Below are 16894 nucleotides of genomic sequence, written 5' to 3' on the forward strand. Positions count from 1 at the left end.
GATCGGGGCTTCCGTAATCTATCGGGGTTGCGGTTTGTCAGGGAACGTTGACGTCGAGCCATTTGGTGACCGCAGCGGCTGCGATGCGGTGGCCGTTCGCCGACCAGTGCCCGTCGTGAATGAAGTGCGTGTCGGCAAAGCCGGCGGCCTTGAAGGCATCAATCGGATCAACGAAAGCGAGACCTTGTTTCGCGAGCGCGTCGGTCATGGCGAGACGGATGGCTTTGAATTCCGCGTCATCGGAGGCGATTTCAAACCGCGCCGGTGCGACCAGTACCACAAACGGTATTTCCGGCTCGAACATACCGCGAAGCCGTACCAGTTCCTTCGCCGTGCTTGCCGTGACGCGCTGCAGGTCCTGCCCGGAAAGGAGGTTCCGGTAAGCCTGGCTTTTATTGACGACGCCGATCTTGATCAGGATCTCGCGAATAACGTCGACACGCTTCATGGCAACGGCGAAGAAATTATAAAGCGCTGTGTGCTGCATCAGCGCCATTTTAACTTCCTTCAGATTGAAGGATTTCGTGGTCTCTACGCGTTGCGGTTTTGCGGCATAGGCACGGCAATCGTATTCGATCAGGTCGTTTTCCAAAATCAGCCCGACAACCACGGCCTTGGGCTTCACGTCTTTCGGCATGCGTCCGGCGAGGGCCTGATAGCCGCACACATTGGTGCCCGGGCTGGCGACGTTATAGGCCGGCTCGCCCCGCAGTTTGCCGATCACCGCGGAATACATTTCATTCCCCTCGACGCCCCAGCCGAAGGCCATGGAATCGCCGATGACCCAGATACGTCCGTCCGCCGCGCCGACCGGCTCAGCGTCGCGCATCCCGAAATCGTTGATCGCGATATGGGCGCGGAAGTCCCCGTTATTCTGCGAGAAATACCCATCAAAGCCCTTGCGGCCGATAGCGACATCCCCAAATCCCGGTACATGTTCGACGGTCAGAAAGCGCCCGGCGAAAAACTCGTTCCATGTCGGATAAACGACGCGGACAACGGCTTCGGAAACACCGATGAGCAACACCAGCCCCAACAGCAAGGCGATCAGGCCGCCCTTCCAGTTTATCCTGACGTCCTTGTCGCTCACGATGCAGCCTTCTTTCCGATAACGTCGAACAATGCCCCTTCGCGGGCGATGGTGCCGAGCCAGGTAAGCTGCGTCACGCAACGCTGATAGCGTGTGCCGGGCGAGGTTTCGGCGAACAGGTTGTCGGCGTCCTCGCCATCGGTGCCGAGGATCGCCGGCGAAGCGTTGAGGTAATCGACATTGTTCTCGTGAAACCAGCCCATGACCTCGTCCAGCGAATGCCATGTCTCATGCGGGTTATAATACTGATCGGCGATCCAGATCGCCGCCTTGCGCTTGTCGCGGATACGCGAGCGCACGACGAAATCGATGTTCGGGCCGAACAGGCCGATCAGCTTGGAGCGGATAAGTGTCGGCAGGCGGGCCGGGCGGTTGTAAAGGCCGACCATGATGATGCCGCCGGGCTTCAGTTTCTTGACGATTTCTGCGAAGGCGCGCCGGGCGTCGAAGGTGTGATGCAGGACGCCGTGCGAAATCACGACATCGAAGCTGTTGTCCTTAATCGCCAGGTTGAAGATGTTCATCTGTGCGAAGGAAGCGCGCATCAGGGCATTTCGGTTCTTATGTTCGACGGCGAGGCCGAGGCTCGCCAGCGACATGTCGATACCCAGCACGTGATTGTTGTTGAGTTGCAGGTAATGCGACAACTGGCCGGTGCCGCAGCCGCATTCGAGGATCGTCTTGTTATAGCCGATGGCGTCCAGCAGGTTCTTGGAAAAACTGTTGGCATGTCCCTTGGTGACCAGCTCGCCGAATTCCTCCAGCCCCTCGTAACTCGGGAACGGGTTCTCTTCATAGAACGAGCGGACTTTTTCGGTGACGTCCTTGCCTTCGCCCGGACTTGGCGCGAACAGTGACGGAATGCCGTTGATGACCGGAAACGTTTCGCCGGTTTCCGGGCAGCGGAACGCATCCCCGTCCTGAACCAGCGATGCCTGATCGCTGGCGCCAGGCGCGCGCAGGCGCTCGAGAATGCGTTTCGAAAACAGCGACGGGGCGGTCTGTGTGCTCATTGTGCGTCTTTCCTGAGCACGAAGTTGCCGAGCGCCAGCATGTCCATTTCCGTTGCCATGAAACAGCGGTAGGCGTCATCCGGTGAGCACACCACGGGCTCGTCGCGGACGTTGAAGCTCGTGTTCACCAGAACTCCGTTGCCGGTGCGTGATTTGAAGGCGCTGATCAGGTCATAGAACCGCTTGTTGCTGTCCGGCGTCACGGTCTGGATGCGCGCCGAATAATCGACATGCGTAATCGCCGGCAGCTTGGCGCGGACGACGTTCAGGCGGTCCAGCCCGGTCTTGTTCTTGTCTTCGTCGCCTAGTTCGACCCGGTCCTCGTCGCGGACCGGTGCGACGATCAGCATGTAGGGGCTGTCGCCATCGAACTTGAAGTGCTCGGCGGCATCCTCCCTGAGAACGGCCGGCGCGAACGGGCGGAAGCTTTCACGGTATTTGATTTTCATGTTCAGCGTCTTTTGCATCGACGCCGACGCCGGGTTGCCGAGGATCGACCGGTTGCCGAGTGCGCGCGGGCCGAATTCCATGCGGCCCTGGAACCAGCCGACGATGCCGTCGGCGGCCAGTGCATCGGCGACGGTGCCAATCAGCTTGTCGTCGTCCAGGCGTTCGTAAGCCGCACCATTTCCATCAAGCGCGGCGCGGATTTCTTCGTCATCATAGGCCGGGCCGAGATAGCTGCCGTGCATGGCGTCGTGGCCGTTTCGGCGTGCCGGCACGCGTGTCTCGCCGAGAAGATTGGCGGCCGCTAGCGCAATTCCGAGCGCCGAGCCGGCATCGCCTGAAGCCGGCTGGATCCAGATGTTTTCGAACGGCCCCTCGCGGGCGATCAGGCCGTTGGCGACACAGTTCAGTGCGACACCGCCGGCCAGGCACAGATTTTTCGAACCGGTCAGCCGGTGCGCTTCCAGGCACACGCCCATGATCAGCTGTTCCGCGACCGCCTGAACGGAGCGTGCGATATTCATGTGAAAATCCGTCAGCGGATCGGCCGGATCGCGGCGCGGCTCTCCGAAAATCCTGGCGAACTTGTCGTTGGTCATGGTCAGGCCGGTCGTGTAGTTGAAATACGACATGTCCATGCGGAACGACCCGTCGTCTTTCACATCCAACAGCTTGTCCATGATCTGATCGGCAAAGATCGGCTCACCGTACGGCGCCAGGCCCATCACCTTGTATTCGCCGTCATTGACCTTGAAGCCGAGATAATAAGTAAACGCCGAATACAGCATACCCAGTGAGTGCGGGAAGCGTACCTCGCGCTCGAGTTTGATATCGCGGTCCTTGCCGTAACCGATCGAGGTCGTCGCCCACTCGCCGACACCGTCCATGATGACGATGGCCGCCTCGTCGAACGGCGACGGATAAAAGGCCGCGGCGGCATGGGAATGGTGGTGATAGCCGAACAGGATCGTCTCTTCGTTGATCGTGCCGCGACCGAGGCCGTTGAGCCCCTTGGCGATCCGGCTTTTCTGCAGAAGCTTGTCCTTGACCCAGATCGGGATCGCCTTGGCGAACGACCCGAAGCCGCTGGGCGCATAGGCGAGATAGGTCTCGAGCAGCCGGTCGAAGGTCAGCAACGGCTTGTCGTAAAAAGCGATGTGATCGACGTCGTCCAGCGAAATCCCGGCGGCATCCAGGCAGTACGCGGCGGCGTTCACCGGCAGATCGGAATCGTTCTTCTTGCGGGTAAAGCGCTCTTCCTGGGCGGCGGCGACGATTTCGCCGTCGCGGATCAGGGCGGCGGCGCTGTCGTGGTAGAACGCGGAGAGGCCGAGAACGATCATAAGTCTAGAAAATCGCGTAAATGAACGGTGTGATGGCGGAACTTTGCGCGGCGATCAGCAACACGCCGAGCGCCAGCAGCCCAAGGATCAGCGGTGCCATCCAGAACTTGCGATAGGCACGCATAAAACGAAACAGCTCTTTTATCAGTGAGATCATGGGTTACCCGTTCTCAATACATGTCCCGCAGCGTGTCGCGATCAAGTTGCCGCGCCGGTTGCTGCCAGTAGGTTTCCTGTCCGCCGCGTATTTTCCGGGTCATCGGGTCGCGACCGGCGAGGCGCATGACGAGACCGAACGGAATCATGAACAGAATATAGAAAAGACCAAGTATAAGCTTGTTGTTGATATGCCCCAGCTTACCGCCGAACCACGACCACAGCCGGTTGAGCGGTAATAGCACACCGGGGACCGCCAAGGCCAGAATTGCAAACACGCCGGCGGTGATAAACGGCCATAAAACCGGCGCGCCGCCGAAGAACCACAAAACGCCGCCGATAATCGTGAAAACGGCGGCAAAAGTAAGGCCGAAGGCCCGGTCTGTCTGTCGGATGCTCATGACGTCTGTTCCTGCGGATCACATTCCAGCTGCCACATCTCACGCCAGCGGGGGTCGGCGCAATATATTTTATAGACAAGCTGCATGGTTTTCAGCGCATCCATCGCCGAGCCGTTGACGATTTCACCGCCGCGCAGGATGGCATCGGCAAACTCGCCGACCTCAAGCGTCCAGGACGGATCGCGGTTATAGCGCCGGGTTTCCTCGTGCGGGTCGCCCATGTCGTCTTCGCCGCGCCGCGTGATGGTCAGCGTTTCGGCGCCGTAGCTTTTCGACCCCGACAAAATCCCCGAAAGCGTCAGCGCGCCCTTGGTCATGCCGATTTCAAGACGGAAGCGATGACGCCACTGCGACGCCGACGAATGCAGCATGGCGACGACGCCGGCATCGGTCTGCATCAGGGCATAAGCGTTGTCTTCGACGTCGTGACCCCAGACGTTGTTGGTGACGAAGCTTTTGATGTCGGTGAACTCGCCGCCGAAAAGCCGGATCAGGTCGAGCATGTGAATGCCCTGATCGAGCAAAACGCCGCCGCCGGCGAGCGCGCGCTCGGTGCGCCACGACGTCTGGTCGAAGGTGATCAGCTGCGACTTGCCGTATATGCCGCGCATGTTGATGACGTCGCCCAGCGTGCCGGCCGCCAGGACCGCGAGGGCATCCTGGACGGAATCGTGATAACGGTGATTGAAGCCGTATTTGAGCTGCTGCGACGGCCGCGTGCGATGACAGGCGACAACGGCCTCGATGTCGGCGACGTCGCGCCCCGGCGGTTTCTCGCAGAACACATGCAGCCCGGCTTGGAGCCCGGCGATGGTCACTTCGGCGGCGATGTCGTTGGACATGCAGACGAACAGGACGTCGAGATCCTCGCCCAGCAGCGCCTGATAGGCGGTGAAATACCGGACCCCGTCGTCGAACGTGCCGCTGCCGTCAAGGGTGCGGTCACAGACGGCGACGGTCTGCAGGTCGTCGCGGGCGTCGATGACGTCGCGGCGGCGCTTGCCGACAACACCGTATCCGGCGATGCCGACTTTCAGCTTGTGGTGAAGGGCCGCGCTCATAACCTGGGAATCCGGTAATGGGAGGTAATCATGCCGCGCCCGTTTGGAGCTTTCCGTCATACCACGGAAAAGCCTTGGCGATGCGTGCGGCCGGGACTTCCGCGATCGCTTCCATGCGTTTGGCGATGACTTCTTCCAGGGCTCTGAGCGCGGGATGGTCGTCACGGTAAATATTCATGCGCTCTTCGGGGTCCTGCTTGAGGTCGTACAATTCGCATCTGCTCCCAGCGACTGTGTCGCTCGGGTCGATATATTCGCGCCAGACCAGAAAATAATCTTTTGTACGTACAGCAAAATAGAGCGGCCGATGTTCGAACAGGCAGTTTCCTGCATAGAATGATTCGAACAGAATATGATCTTTTCCGTCTTCTTTCGATGCAAAACTTTGCCCTTCCCAGCCCTCGGGCGCAGGAATTCCCGCCAGATCGGCGAGCGTCGCGGGAATGTCCATTATGGAGTTGAAGGCCTTGATCTTGCGGCTTTCGATGCCCGGGCCGTGAATCACGCAGGGCACATGCGTTGCCGGCCGGGTCAGGCGGAAGAAATGACCGAAATGCCCGGTCTCACCCAGTTCCTCGCCATGGTCGCCGGTGATGGCAATGATTGTATTGTCCTCAAGGCCCGCATCACGGACGGCATCGATTACCCTGCCGATCTGTTCGTCCGTCGAGCGCAATGCGGCATCGTAGAGCGCGGAAAAGCCGCGGGCCTCTTCTTCGGTTTCCGGTTCCGGCTTGAATGCAAGGGCCGGCGGCGTATCGGGATCGTAGCCGAGTTGGCGCAGGTAGCCGGGCGTTTCCTTGTACCAATGCCGCCCGCGGCCGGATACATACGGCAAGTGCGTGTCCATGAAATGCGTCCAGGCGAAGATCGGTTCGCCGGTTTGCGCGGCCTCCTTGATCATATCGATCAGGCGGTCGGTGACGGACGGCACATCCGTGTAAATCTTGAACCGCTTTGCACGGGCATCGGCCAGGTTCGGGTTGAACGTGCGCAGCAACCTGTTCCCGGCCCGGTGAATAAGCTCGCTGGCGAGTTTGGTTTTGCGCCGCGCATAGTACCATTCCTTGGGCAACCAGCGCTGCATCCATTCAGAGCCCTGCGGCGAGGGCAGCAGATACTTTTCGACGTAAGCAAACCCGCCGGCATTGAACTCGTCCTCGTGGCGGCGTGTGATTTTAAGCAATTTGGCGTGGTCGTACCCGGAATTCATGGCCGCGGAATCGGCGAAGTATTTGTTCAGTACCGGCAGCTGGGCATCATGATTTTCGAAATAACCGACGAGGTTGGCAAACAGGCTCCGGAGCACCGGTTCCACGTGGCTGTATGCCTCGGCGGCATCGATGTCGCCATTTTCATAGGCCCGCAACGTGCCGCGCATCATGGCGAAAGCGACGCCAGGCAGGGTGATCACGCCGAATAACTGGTGCTCGTCATCAACGCCGTCGTTGTAGCCAAAGAACCGGTTCACCCAATGCAGGGTGCTGAGTGAAATCGTCCTGTAGCCGGCATCCTTGAAGACCCTGAAAATGGTCGAGGGACGGCCGACCGCGCCGCTGTCGTAGCCGCCGAAAGACAAAGGGCGTGTCGCCGTCAGCAGTTGGATCAGGGCCATCTGCGTGACCGGCCCCAGCGAATGACAGTTTTCAAACAGCATGCCGTTGCGGGCCAGCCGCTTGAGGTTCGGCGTCGTATTCCGCGCATAGCCGAAAAGCGAGGTGCGATCGGCCCGCGTCGCATCCACCGTCAGGAAAATAACGTTTGGCTTTTTATGCATCATGATTTCTGTGTGGGGATGTCGTCTGCATGGAAGACGACACGCGCAACGTGTGCATCCTCGGTTTTGTATTTTGCCATGCCAAAACTTTCGATGAAGTAGTCTACCTTGAAGCCCCTGGCCTTGATGTCCTGAATGAATTCAATCGGATCTATGAACCTGCGGTAATGCGGCTGGGCAATCTTGGACTGGCCCTGGTCGCGGTGGGTGCGGAATTCAAAGGCGTACATCATGCCCGGATCGCTCAACCGCATCAGCAGATCGAGAAATTTCTTCTGCTCCATGGCCGTCAGGATGTGAAGGAAAAACCGGGCGTAGACCATCGTTGCCCGGGCCGGGTCGAGACTGCCCAGAATATGGCTGGATAATTGATCCAGTTGTTTCTCATCCCAGCTTTCCTCGACCAGAAGACGTCGAAACTCGGCCGTCTCGGCAAGCGTCCGGGCGGCTTCGCGGTGGCAAATGTCGATCGCCGCGCCCGAACCGTCCAGCCCGACAACCTTGTAGCCCTGCCAGGCGAAGAAAATGGAATCCCGGCCCGAGCCGCATCCGAACTCGACGATATTCTGATTAGCGCTCAGGTAGTCGCATACGAAGACCGCGAACTGGCTGGGATAGGGCGGGACGCTGCTTTTCTTGTAGGCCTGATCCCAGTGTTTGAGGCGTTCAGCCAGACTTTTACTGTCTTCGGGCGTTGTCGTCATTGATTGCGGTTTCCTGATCCTTTGTCCGATTGCAAGGCATTGCTTTCGGATGACGTTGTGGAAAATTCTGAAATTGAAATTTGAATGAACCTGTTTCGGCCCGGGCCTTGTATGCGTTCATGACCCGTGCGCCCTGCGGCCCGCAGCGACAGGCCATGCAGGCACCATTTAACAAATCAGGGTATCAGGTTTTTGAGGCTCTTTCTGGCAATATCACGGGCGATATCGCTGTCGATTTCGCGGATATTGTTGGCGGCGCGGGCGCGCGTGATCAAATTGTCGCCGAACGAATCGACAGAGTCCGGCTGCACATACGCCGATATCATGCGTCCGACGTCGAGGGTTTTGAACCAGTCATAAAGGCATGAAGTAAGAGCATCCGGCGGGCAATCCAGGGCGTCGGCGATGAGGGCGGTTCTGTCGGGACCGGTTGCGCCGTTAAACGCCGCCATTTCCGGCAGTGTGAACGAGCAGGCCAGCCCGTGCGGCACGCCGTGCACGGCGGTAAAGGGATAGCTGATCGAATGGCACGCCGCCGTTTGCGTGACACTCATCGCCATACCGGCAAGCGTCGCGAACGTCTGCGTTTCACGTCTGGCGTCAATCGAGAGCGGGTCGGCGAGCGATACCGGCAACGTCCTGTATATGCCCCGGATGGCCGCCTGTGCGAGCGCGTCTGTAATGCTGGTGGCATTGTTGTTCCAGATGGCTTCCATCGCATGGCTGAGCGCATCGAGACCGGAAGCGACCGTCAGGTGCGCCGGCATGCTGACGCAAAGCGCGGGGTCGAGAACGGCATACTTCGGATATAGTGCCGGGTGATTGACGGAGTACTTGATAAGATCGTCACCCCAGATGGTCCCCCATCGGGTTACTTCCGAGCCCGTACCGGACGTCGTCGGGACGGCAATAATCGGTGTCGCTTCGAGGTCGTCGGGCAGCGGCGCGCCATCGCGCAGGTGCGCCCAAAAGGCATCCATGTCGCCGTTCAGCCCCTTCAGCGCGACAACCCCTTTCGCCGCATCCATGACGCTGCCGCCGCCGATGGCGACGACATAATCGACATCCGGGAACTTTTCATAGCTGGCGCGGACTTCTGAAAGCTTGGGGTTCTCATGCACATCTGAGATGACGGCTTTCGGCGCGCCCTGCGCGTTCAGAAAGGGCTGCAGGCTCGAGCGGTCGAGCCAGCCCTGGCTGGTGACGAGGGCCCAGGACCTTTCCCGGATCAAGCTTGGTATGATTTCAGCGACGTGACCTTGGTGAATAACCGTCGGCGTAACGAAAGGTCTCATTAAGTTAAAACCACACTTTTGTTTCAAAGAACAAGCGATCGCGCTGATCGGGATTGTAGGCGGCAAACTCGGCAAAAACCTCGTCCGTCATCAGGCCGGGGACGCGAAGGACGCAAAGCTCTGCGGCTTGACTGTCATTCCCGGTCTGGGCGAATGAATGCGAAACGCCGGGCCGGATATAGGCTGAATCGCCGGTCTCCAGGGTTTCTTCCAAGCCGTCCGCCCAGCGGATCGCCGCAGGGGTTTCGCCGTAATTATAAATATACTGGTGACCCGAGTGGATCAGCTCGGCACCGCCCTGATTCATGATCTTGAGATCGAAGCCCTTCAGGTTGGACTGATGCGGGGTGCGGGCCAAAGGCGCAATCCGGTACGCGGGCTCGTTGCTGGCGGGATAGTTCCGCCATTCGGCATCGCGTGCGTAGGAGATAACGACCTCCTGCTCAGGGGTCATCAGCTCGCTCATCAGGTCTGCGGCGCGAACGTTGAGAATATCGGCAACCTGCTTAAGCTGCGCGGCGGGGATGTCGCCGGTTTCAAGTATGGCGTTCACGGTGTCCCCATCCATGCCGCAGTCCAGTAGTTTTGTGCGGAATGTCTGAAGGTCCAGCATCTCGGCAGCCAGGCGCCGGTGCAGCAGATTCAGCCTGATTTCGGGGTTCCTCAAATCGCCGGCAAAATGTGCGGCAGTATCTGAATCCATCCTTGCGAATTCGCCAAGACAGCGGCGCAATGAACCGCCATATGTCACCGCGATGATCAAGCCCGGATTGTCAGGGTCCCGGCTGGCAAAGCTGTGCGGCACATACGGGGTGATATAATTTGAATCGCCGGTATTCATTTCGCAGCAGTAACGCTTGCCGCGAATTTCATAGTAGAAATTAACTGCCCCGATAAAGAACGTGCACTGATGCATCAGGTGGCCGTGGTTATAGGCGACGTCCGGATTATACGGGTCGTTGTCACTGACGGTTCGGAGCTCTTTGATCCATTCCGGCTTGAAAGGGCCGAGGCGGCTCATCGCCGTATCGCGATATTCGTAGTATGGCGTTTTATCGCCGTTTCGGTCGTCGCGGTCGAAAACGCGCGAGGACGCTTCGCTTTCAGCCGCGCGCATCACGCGCACGCCGTCATTTGTGTCGTCATCGTCGAGCCAGAGGTCTGCAATGCTGACGGGATAAGTCCGCGACATCTTGTGGAGGATATCCGCTGCCGCACTGGCCCCGGCGGCACCGGAGATAATATTGCTCAGGGTTTCGGCAGAGATACCGATTTCACCGGCAAGTGCATCGGGCGTCCGCTTCAGATCGTTCGCCTCGCTCAAAATACGGGCGCCGAGTAATTCTGCATACCCATTTTTGACGTCAGACATCATGACTTCCTAAATATTTAGTCAATTCAAACATGCGTTGCCGCACCGTAATACCAGGCAGCCGTTCATAATCCTGCACGGTATCCAGTTCGGCCCAACCTCTTTCGATCAAAGCGGAAGAAACGGCGCCGCCGTTGTCGATAATTTCCTGCAATATATCGGTGATGTAGGCTTTTTGCCATTCCTTTGCGTTCTGGAACGGCTCTGTAAGCGTCAACCGGGCTTCGATCTGCTCGAACATATCGACGAACTGCCTGGCCCCGTCCGGGGTCATGCGCCACAACCCGAGGAACTCGCCAAACAGCATGTCAGATGCGTCGTCGGCCGTCAGGTGTTTGCCGATTCTCACGATACCGCCGTCCGGCCCGACGACGACGCTTTCGGCTTCCGACAGGGGATGCTCGGTGCGTCCCTGATAATAAGGCTCCCAGTCCTTGTCGACAGCGATAACGATATCACCCGAGGCGGCGCACAGGGTTTCGTAAATATCCGGTTCAACCCAAATATCCGAGTAAGTGATGATCACGTCGCCTTCGATGTAAGGTTTGGCGTACATCAGTGAATGAAGGATGTTGTTGTCTTTGAAATTCGTGTTTTCCACCCGCACAAGGTCATCGCGCTGGATGGCGTCGGCGCAGTGTCCGGTAATGATGACGATTTCCTCGCAGCCGTTAGCCCGTAGCCGCTCGACGGTAAAATCGAGCAAAGTCCGCTCGCCGATCGGCAAAAGACATTTCGGACGCTCCCTGGTCAGCGGCGCCATCCGTATGCCCCGCCCTGCTGCTATAATGATTCCACGCATTGCCAATCCTGTTTACCCGAAATTGGAACGGTCTGTTTGCATCTTACCAATGCCGTTTCCCACATGTGCCTTATACATTTATTGGCGCCGCGCCGACGCCGACATTCAGCGTCCGCTCAAATTCGCGGCGTCCGGTACAAATCGGAAATCGCATCGTCGGGACGGCCGAGCCGCGCCGATTCGCCGCCAGAGGCAACATCGACCCATGCGCCGGCTTCGTCGGAGCGATAAAACGCGTGCAATAGCTCCAGCGTTTTCAGGCAGTCCTCGCGCTGAACCGGATAGACGGCATCGCCCCGGAAATCGGCGACGATGTCACGGTACATTTCGGTGTGACCGAAGCCGTAAACCGCGCCGTGGCCCTCGATCCCCTTGAAGTCCTCGGAGTTGGCCGCGCAGGCATCGGGATCGGGGGTGAACATCTGCAGCTCGTTGACGGCGATGCCGCCGATCTGTGCCAGACCTTCCGAGCAGACGAACGAAATCGAAGCTTCGAAATCGTCGGGCCGTGCGGCGGTCGTCGATTCCAGCGTGCCGACGGCACCGTCGACATAGGAAAGCGTGGCCGCGGTCGTATCCTCGACCTCGATATCGGCGCCCAGCGTGCGCATGGTTGCGTTGACGCGGGCCACCTCGCCGCCGAGATGACGGAGCAGGTCGACGTGATGAATGGTCTGGTTGGTCAGTGCGCCGCCGTCGTGCGAGAATGTGCCGCGCCACGGCGCCAGATCGTAATAGCGCTGCGGCCGGCACCAGCGGAGCCGCACGGAGACCGTCCGGATGTCGCCAAGCTCGCCCGTCTCGAGCGCCTGTTTCACGCGCCGCACGGCCTTGTTGTAACGGTTCTGGAACACCGGGAAGATACGCGCCCCCGCGGCATCGGCGGCGGCGTAGGCGTCGTGTAACTGTCCCGGCCGCATGAAGGTCGGCTTCTCCATGACGATATGCTTGGCGAAATCCCGGATGACCTCGAGGCCGTGCTCGTAATGCATGCCGCTGGGTGTGATCACGGCGGCGATGTCGATCGCCGGTACGTCGTCGAACATCCGGCGGTAATCAGTAAACGCGGGGACGCCGAATTCCTGCGCATAGGCGTCGGCTTTTTCGATGTCCAGATCGCACACGGCGGCCAGTTCGACGCCATCTACTTCGGCGATGGAGCGGCAGTGATGTCCGGCGATGCGGCCGCAACCGATCAGGGCGACTTTCAGGGATGTGTTCATGCGACTTGTTCAGTCCGTTCGTTGATCATCGTTCAGCAGGCGTTTCCAGAGCTCCATATCGGGCGGCGGAAACAGGGTCTGCGAGGGGTGATTAACCGCTTCGGGCGGGTTCTGCAATGCCTGGGACAGGCCGGCGGCGCTAACGGACAGCGGCTGCATGCCGTCAGGCTGGTTCCGGGGCAGGATATCCAGCGCGACGCCACCGTCAGGCACGAAGCGGATCGTCGGTACGCCGCCCAGCAATCCCTCCAGTCCGGTAGTGCCGGTACAATATATAAGGGCGCGGATCGCGGGCAGCTCGGCAATCGGGGCGCGGGTGTAGCCGAACTGTTCGCTTTCCGTGACCGGGTACGGGCTCAAGGGGTGATCCTTGACGATAAACGGCTGCCCGGACGATGCCAGCGGCCGTGCGGCGTCGATCATCTGGCGGGCGAAGGCCGGATTATTGGAAAGCGCCAGAAAAACCGGTCCGTCGGGATCGTACTTTGGCAGGTTGCGGGCACCGATGCGATGCGATCCGGCGATCTGCATGCGCGCGTCCGGAATGCCCCGCGCCGCCAGATCGCCCCGGTATGCCGGTCCGTTCAGCAGAATAAGCGCCGGTATGCTGTCCAGCCCATCCAGGTTGGCGTCGCTACCCTGATTGTACATGTGCCGGCCGACTACGGTGTGCTGATAGCCCAGTGTCTGTGTGCCGTTGGCGCTGGCCTGGCGGACGAAATCGCGTTCCCACGGATGGTTTTCCCAGGGCCAGGCAACGGTTTTCGGATTGGCTTCCTTAAGCCAGTTCGCGTGACACGTCATTTGCCAGCGGCTCATGGCGGCGGACCCGCCACTGCCTTCAATCGCGGCGGCGCGCTTGACGAGCCACGCGGTCACGGCGTCGAGTTTCGAAGTATCCGGCCGCCAGCGCTGAAACGGCAGTGTCAGCGCGGTCATGACAGATCCCCACGCATGCAGGGAGTGTGTTCGTCCGTCAGCGGCGAGCCGCAGCGCGTAATCGGCGCGGCAGTCCGTATGCATCAGCCGCTTGAGGCCCGGAATCTCGCGCATCAACCGGCCGAAATAGGCATCCTCGCCATCGGCGTTGCTGTCGGGGTGGCCGTATACGAGGATCCAGTTTTCCTGCACGGCACAGTCCCGGTGATGGCGGGCCCCGATGCGTGCGCCGAGACAGCGGAGGGAGGCCCGTGTTCTGGCCAGGATGCCACGACAAAAAAACCGGAGCCGCTGCGCGGCTATCCCCGGCGCCGGATCGGCTTTAACACCAGGCAACAAGGAAAGTGCTCTGTATAGCCAGGGATCTTTACACGCGACGCAGGTTTCCGCCGAATCGTTCGCCAGTTCACGTACGACAGAGACCCATGCCAGCATCATACCGAAATCGGAAGCATACGTGCTCATCGTCGGCATGTGGGCAAGCGCCGACGTTTTCTGGCTTTGCAATGCAAGGGCTGCCACCCGCCATGGTGCGTAGGCGGCATCGAAAGCGTTCTCCAGCCGGTCCGCCATATCGGGAATTGTTGGCGGAGGGAGCCCCTGCATATCGATGGACAGCCGATGATCGGACCGGGCGTAGACATCCGGATCATGGGTCAGAATAACGCTCACAATAAGAGCCGGCAGCCCCTCACGACGTGATGAGTTTCGGCAACAACAGAAGATTGACGGCAATTTCCGGCGGCTCGCCTTCGAGCGGCTGCAGGTTCAGGAACGGATTAGCCGGGGTCACCGGATGAATGATGTAGATGTGATAATCCGCAAAAGTTTCCGTATACCAGCCAAAGTTCAGACCGACTTCCTTCAGTCGATTTGAATGTGCTTCGACCAACAGTGCAGGACGGGTTTTCCGGAGCGTCTCGAGCGCGCCGCGTATGACCATCGGCTCAAAGCCTTCGGTATCGATCTTGACGAAATTGATGCGATCGGAAATCCCGAGACCGGCGGCGATATCATCCAGGCGTTTTACCGATATGGTGCGTTCCTCATAACGGTCCGGGCGATTGGCGACATGGACCGATGCAATCATCGAATTGGTGCCTTCCATGCCCGGGTCGCCCAGATTGGCCTGAATCGTTGCCTCGCCCGTTTCTTCGCCCAGCGCCGAGCGGATCAGGGTCACGTTGTCGGCACGGTTGAAGGCACAGTTTGCGGAAAGCCTGTCGGCCATCTCACTGACAGGCTCGAAGGCAATGACGCGGCCGTTGCCGACAAGCCCTGAAAGGAAGACCGTGTGCAGGCCGACATTGGCGCCGATGTCGAGCACGACATCGCCCGGGCGGACGAGCTTGCGCATCAGGAACGAGATATCGGTTTCATAGTCGCTGCCGTCAAACGCCATGCGCGCGCCCTGGGGGGAGCTCAGAAACAGGTAGCTGTCGGCATTGGTGATGTAGTGACTGTCTTCGCGTTCTATGACGAACGTCGACAGGTGAAACGGATTGCGCAGACCCAGCAGATATTCACGTTTATGTGTCGCCCGCCCAAAGGCGCCGAGCAGTCTGCCGAATATCGGATGGTCACATATTGAAAGGATAAATTTTTTCATCTTACAGCCAATCCCCACCGGTCAGCGGAATCATCTGGCCGGTGATGAAGCCGGCCCAGTCGGAAAGAAGATATGTCATCAGGGCCGCCGCTTCATCGACATGGCCCCCTCTTTTGAGCGGCACCAGTTCGGCGCGTTCCGCCATTTGCTCCGGCGTGCGGTCGTGCCAGCGCTGGTGAAAACCGCTTTCGATGTATCCGAAGCGGATACCGTTTACAAGAACGCCGCTGGGCGCGCCTTCGCGTGCCAGGCCCTGAACCATGCACTCGGTGCCACGCTTGGCGACGGCGTACGGGAACGAGGTTGCCGATCCGCCGTGCAGAGCGGATTCGGTGCCGGTCAGCAATATCCGCCCGCCCTCGCCTGCCGCCGTCATATGCTTCATAGCGGCCTGGGCCAGAAAAAACGGCTGGTTCAGATTGACGTCGATTTCGCGCGACCAGCCTTCGCCGCTGATGTCCTTCCAGTGGCCGGTGTGGCGGATCGAACCCGACAGAACGACCAGCGCATCGATGCCGCCCGCGGCATCGGCGAAGGCATCGACCGTTTCGCGGCAGCTTGCGTCATCCGTAAATTCACGCTGTAGCGCAATGACCCGATCGCTGTCCGATTTCGGCCGTTTCGAGGCGCCGTGCGCGCCGATGATGCAGTCGCTTCCATTCAGCAGCATCTCGACAAGTGCGCTGCCCAGTCCGCCGCTGGCGCCCGTGACAAGGATGCGCATGCCATCGGCAACGCTGGGCGTCCAGTCCGGTCGTGTGAAGGTTGTCATGACAGGGCATCCTTAGCGATTGCAGTTGCCGCGTCCGCGCCGTCGGCGATCGGATACGTGCCTAGCTTTTTATCCATGATAATGCCGCCTCAGTTGTTCATAGCTTTTCGTGGCATCGGTCATGTATGCCGTTTCGGAGAGCATGCGTTGCTCGGCCGAGACAAAGGCATCGTAGCCGATATCCGCAAGCATGGCGCCGATGCGCGCGTGATCGATACTGCCGCTTGCGCCCAGCACATCAAGGCCGGGCTCATTGGCATGGACATGGACCAGATCGGCCCTGACCGTATCGACGATGCCGGGATCGACCTCGTTGTTGTCGACGAGTGCCTTGACGTCGATCTGTATCTTCAGGTTGTCGCGTCCGACGGCATCGGCAATGGCTTTTGCTTCCACCACACCGTTGACGAAATCCGAGTCCTTCGGTCCCAGCGGCTCGAAGCAGAAGACGGTGCCGTGATCGCGGGTGCGTTCGCAAAGCGTATCCATAAAGGCAATCGCCCGCTCCGTCGCCGTATCGGCAGGGACCTCGCCGCGCCGGCGACCGCCGCCCCAGATCAGGGTGCGCCCGCCGAGATCGCGGCACAGGCCGGAAAGATGAACCATGAAATCCTGCGTTGCGCGGGCCGACGCCGCATCGCCGAACAACTGCAGCTCGGGGTGATCGAAAACAAGAGAATGCAATCCAACGACAACAAGCCCGGCGTCTTCGACGGCCTGCCTGTAGGCGGCAACATCTGCGGATGAAAGATCGTGCCATGTGTCTTGCCAAACCCGGCTTGGCGCGACTTCAAGACCCCGGTAGCCGATTTGCGCGAGCTTATGCAGGTCCTTGATGTGGTCATATGCCGGCAAGGCAATATTTGAGATTGCGTAATCCATCAGCGGTC

The 16894-nt window shown here is 59.5% G+C and carries 16 protein-coding genes; all 16 read right to left on the reverse strand.

Annotated elements, in window-relative coordinates; translation table 11 throughout:
- Nucleotides 1–37: 37 nt before the first annotated feature.
- The 16 genes from L2D14_02465 to L2D14_02540 all read right to left on the reverse strand — a co-directional run bounded on the left by L2D14_02465 (nucleotide 38) and on the right by L2D14_02540 (nucleotide 16886).
- Nucleotides 38–1090 (reverse strand): hypothetical protein, encoded by a 1053-nt coding sequence (locus L2D14_02465; protein WNK00298.1) that lies wholly within the window; start codon nucleotides 1088–1090, stop codon nucleotides 38–40.
- Nucleotides 1087–2103, reverse strand: a complete 1017-nt coding sequence (locus L2D14_02470) for a class I SAM-dependent methyltransferase (GenBank protein WNK00299.1) — start codon at nucleotides 2101–2103, stop codon at nucleotides 1087–1089. Before L2D14_02470 ends, L2D14_02465 begins: the two co-directional genes overlap by 4 nt.
- A complete protein-coding gene (locus L2D14_02475; GenBank protein WNK00300.1) occupies nucleotides 2100–3893 on the reverse strand; it encodes a carbamoyltransferase in 1794 nt (597 codons plus the stop codon). Before L2D14_02475 ends, L2D14_02470 begins: the two co-directional genes overlap by 4 nt.
- A gap of 4 nt (nucleotides 3894–3897) precedes the next feature.
- The gene (locus L2D14_02480; protein ID WNK00301.1) at nucleotides 3898–4050 is read right to left on the reverse strand and encodes a DUF5989 family protein; all 153 of its coding nucleotides are present in this window, start codon (nucleotides 4048–4050) and stop codon (nucleotides 3898–3900) included.
- A 13-nt stretch (nucleotides 4051–4063) separates the two neighbouring features.
- On the reverse strand, nucleotides 4064–4450 hold the full coding sequence (locus L2D14_02485) for an SxtJ family membrane protein (protein WNK00302.1): 387 nt from the start codon (nucleotides 4448–4450) through the stop codon (nucleotides 4064–4066).
- Entirely contained in the window at nucleotides 4447–5511 is a 1065-nt protein-coding gene (locus tag L2D14_02490) for a Gfo/Idh/MocA family oxidoreductase (GenBank protein ID WNK00303.1), read from the reverse strand. Before L2D14_02490 ends, L2D14_02485 begins: the two co-directional genes overlap by 4 nt.
- A gap of 28 nt (nucleotides 5512–5539) precedes the next feature.
- Nucleotides 5540–7288: a sulfatase-like hydrolase/transferase gene (locus L2D14_02495; GenBank protein WNK00304.1), complete on the reverse strand. Its 1749-nt coding sequence runs from the start codon at nucleotides 7286–7288 to the stop codon at nucleotides 5540–5542.
- Nucleotides 7288–7992 (reverse strand): class I SAM-dependent methyltransferase, encoded by a 705-nt coding sequence (locus L2D14_02500; GenBank protein ID WNK00305.1) that lies wholly within the window; start codon nucleotides 7990–7992, stop codon nucleotides 7288–7290. Before L2D14_02500 ends, L2D14_02495 begins: the two co-directional genes overlap by 1 nt.
- Nucleotides 7993–8168: 176 nt before the next feature.
- Nucleotides 8169–9287 (reverse strand): phosphonoacetaldehyde reductase, encoded by a 1119-nt coding sequence (locus L2D14_02505; GenBank protein WNK00306.1) that lies wholly within the window; start codon nucleotides 9285–9287, stop codon nucleotides 8169–8171.
- Between the two features lie 4 nt (nucleotides 9288–9291).
- The gene (locus L2D14_02510; GenBank protein WNK00307.1) at nucleotides 9292–10659 is read right to left on the reverse strand and encodes a hypothetical protein; all 1368 of its coding nucleotides are present in this window, start codon (nucleotides 10657–10659) and stop codon (nucleotides 9292–9294) included.
- On the reverse strand, nucleotides 10652–11461 hold the full coding sequence (locus L2D14_02515; protein WNK00308.1) for a phosphocholine cytidylyltransferase family protein: 810 nt from the start codon (nucleotides 11459–11461) through the stop codon (nucleotides 10652–10654). The genes L2D14_02510 and L2D14_02515 overlap by 8 nt, the downstream gene beginning before the upstream one ends.
- Before the next feature lie 116 nt (nucleotides 11462–11577).
- Nucleotides 11578–12684, reverse strand: coding sequence for a Gfo/Idh/MocA family oxidoreductase (locus L2D14_02520; GenBank protein ID WNK00309.1), 1107 nt, complete (start codon nucleotides 12682–12684; stop codon nucleotides 11578–11580).
- Between the two features lie 9 nt (nucleotides 12685–12693).
- Nucleotides 12694–14295, reverse strand: coding sequence for a hypothetical protein (locus L2D14_02525; protein WNK00310.1), 1602 nt, complete (start codon nucleotides 14293–14295; stop codon nucleotides 12694–12696).
- A 19-nt stretch (nucleotides 14296–14314) separates the two neighbouring features.
- Complete coding sequence (locus tag L2D14_02530; protein ID WNK00311.1) at nucleotides 14315–15232, reverse strand: FkbM family methyltransferase; 918 nt, start codon at nucleotides 15230–15232, stop codon at nucleotides 14315–14317.
- Nucleotide 15233: 1 nt separating this feature from the next.
- The gene (locus L2D14_02535; GenBank protein ID WNK00312.1) at nucleotides 15234–16004 is read right to left on the reverse strand and encodes an SDR family oxidoreductase; all 771 of its coding nucleotides are present in this window, start codon (nucleotides 16002–16004) and stop codon (nucleotides 15234–15236) included.
- Nucleotides 16005–16073: 69 nt separating this feature from the next.
- Nucleotides 16074–16886: a sugar phosphate isomerase/epimerase family protein gene (locus L2D14_02540; protein WNK00313.1), complete on the reverse strand. Its 813-nt coding sequence runs from the start codon at nucleotides 16884–16886 to the stop codon at nucleotides 16074–16076.
- Between the last annotated feature and the right edge of the window lie 8 nt (nucleotides 16887–16894).

This window comes from Thalassospiraceae bacterium LMO-JJ14 (assembly GCA_021555105.2).
Classification (GTDB): Bacteria; Pseudomonadota; Alphaproteobacteria; order Rhodospirillales; family Casp-alpha2; genus UBA4479.

What these genes read in the sequence shown, in the direction of transcription:
- L2D14_02505 (WNK00306.1), bottom strand. Translation starts at nt 9,287, where the DNA reads ATGAGACCTTTCGTTACGCCGACGGTTATTCACCAAGGTCACGTCGCT.
- L2D14_02500 (WNK00305.1), bottom strand. Translation starts at nt 7,992, where the DNA reads ATGACGACAACGCCCGAAGACAGTAAAAGTCTGGCTGAACGCCTCAAA.
- L2D14_02485 (WNK00302.1), bottom strand. Translation starts at nt 4,450, where the DNA reads ATGAGCATCCGACAGACAGACCGGGCCTTCGGCCTTACTTTTGCCGCC.
- L2D14_02475 (WNK00300.1), bottom strand. Translation starts at nt 3,893, where the DNA reads ATGATCGTTCTCGGCCTCTCCGCGTTCTACCACGACAGCGCCGCCGCC.
- L2D14_02490 (WNK00303.1), bottom strand. Translation starts at nt 5,511, where the DNA reads ATGAGCGCGGCCCTTCACCACAAGCTGAAAGTCGGCATCGCCGGATAC.
- L2D14_02495 (WNK00304.1), bottom strand. Translation starts at nt 7,288, where the DNA reads ATGCATAAAAAGCCAAACGTTATTTTCCTGACGGTGGATGCGACGCGG.
- L2D14_02520 (WNK00309.1), bottom strand. Translation starts at nt 12,684, where the DNA reads ATGAACACATCCCTGAAAGTCGCCCTGATCGGTTGCGGCCGCATCGCC.
- L2D14_02530 (WNK00311.1), bottom strand. Translation starts at nt 15,232, where the DNA reads ATGAAAAAATTTATCCTTTCAATATGTGACCATCCGATATTCGGCAGA.
- L2D14_02535 (WNK00312.1), bottom strand. Translation starts at nt 16,004, where the DNA reads ATGACAACCTTCACACGACCGGACTGGACGCCCAGCGTTGCCGATGGC.
- L2D14_02540 (WNK00313.1), bottom strand. Translation starts at nt 16,886, where the DNA reads ATGGATTACGCAATCTCAAATATTGCCTTGCCGGCATATGACCACATC.
- L2D14_02510 (WNK00307.1), bottom strand. Translation starts at nt 10,659, where the DNA reads ATGTCTGACGTCAAAAATGGGTATGCAGAATTACTCGGCGCCCGTATT.
- L2D14_02515 (WNK00308.1), bottom strand. Translation starts at nt 11,461, where the DNA reads ATGCGTGGAATCATTATAGCAGCAGGGCGGGGCATACGGATGGCGCCG.
- L2D14_02480 (WNK00301.1), bottom strand. Translation starts at nt 4,050, where the DNA reads ATGATCTCACTGATAAAAGAGCTGTTTCGTTTTATGCGTGCCTATCGC.
- L2D14_02470 (WNK00299.1), bottom strand. Translation starts at nt 2,103, where the DNA reads ATGAGCACACAGACCGCCCCGTCGCTGTTTTCGAAACGCATTCTCGAG.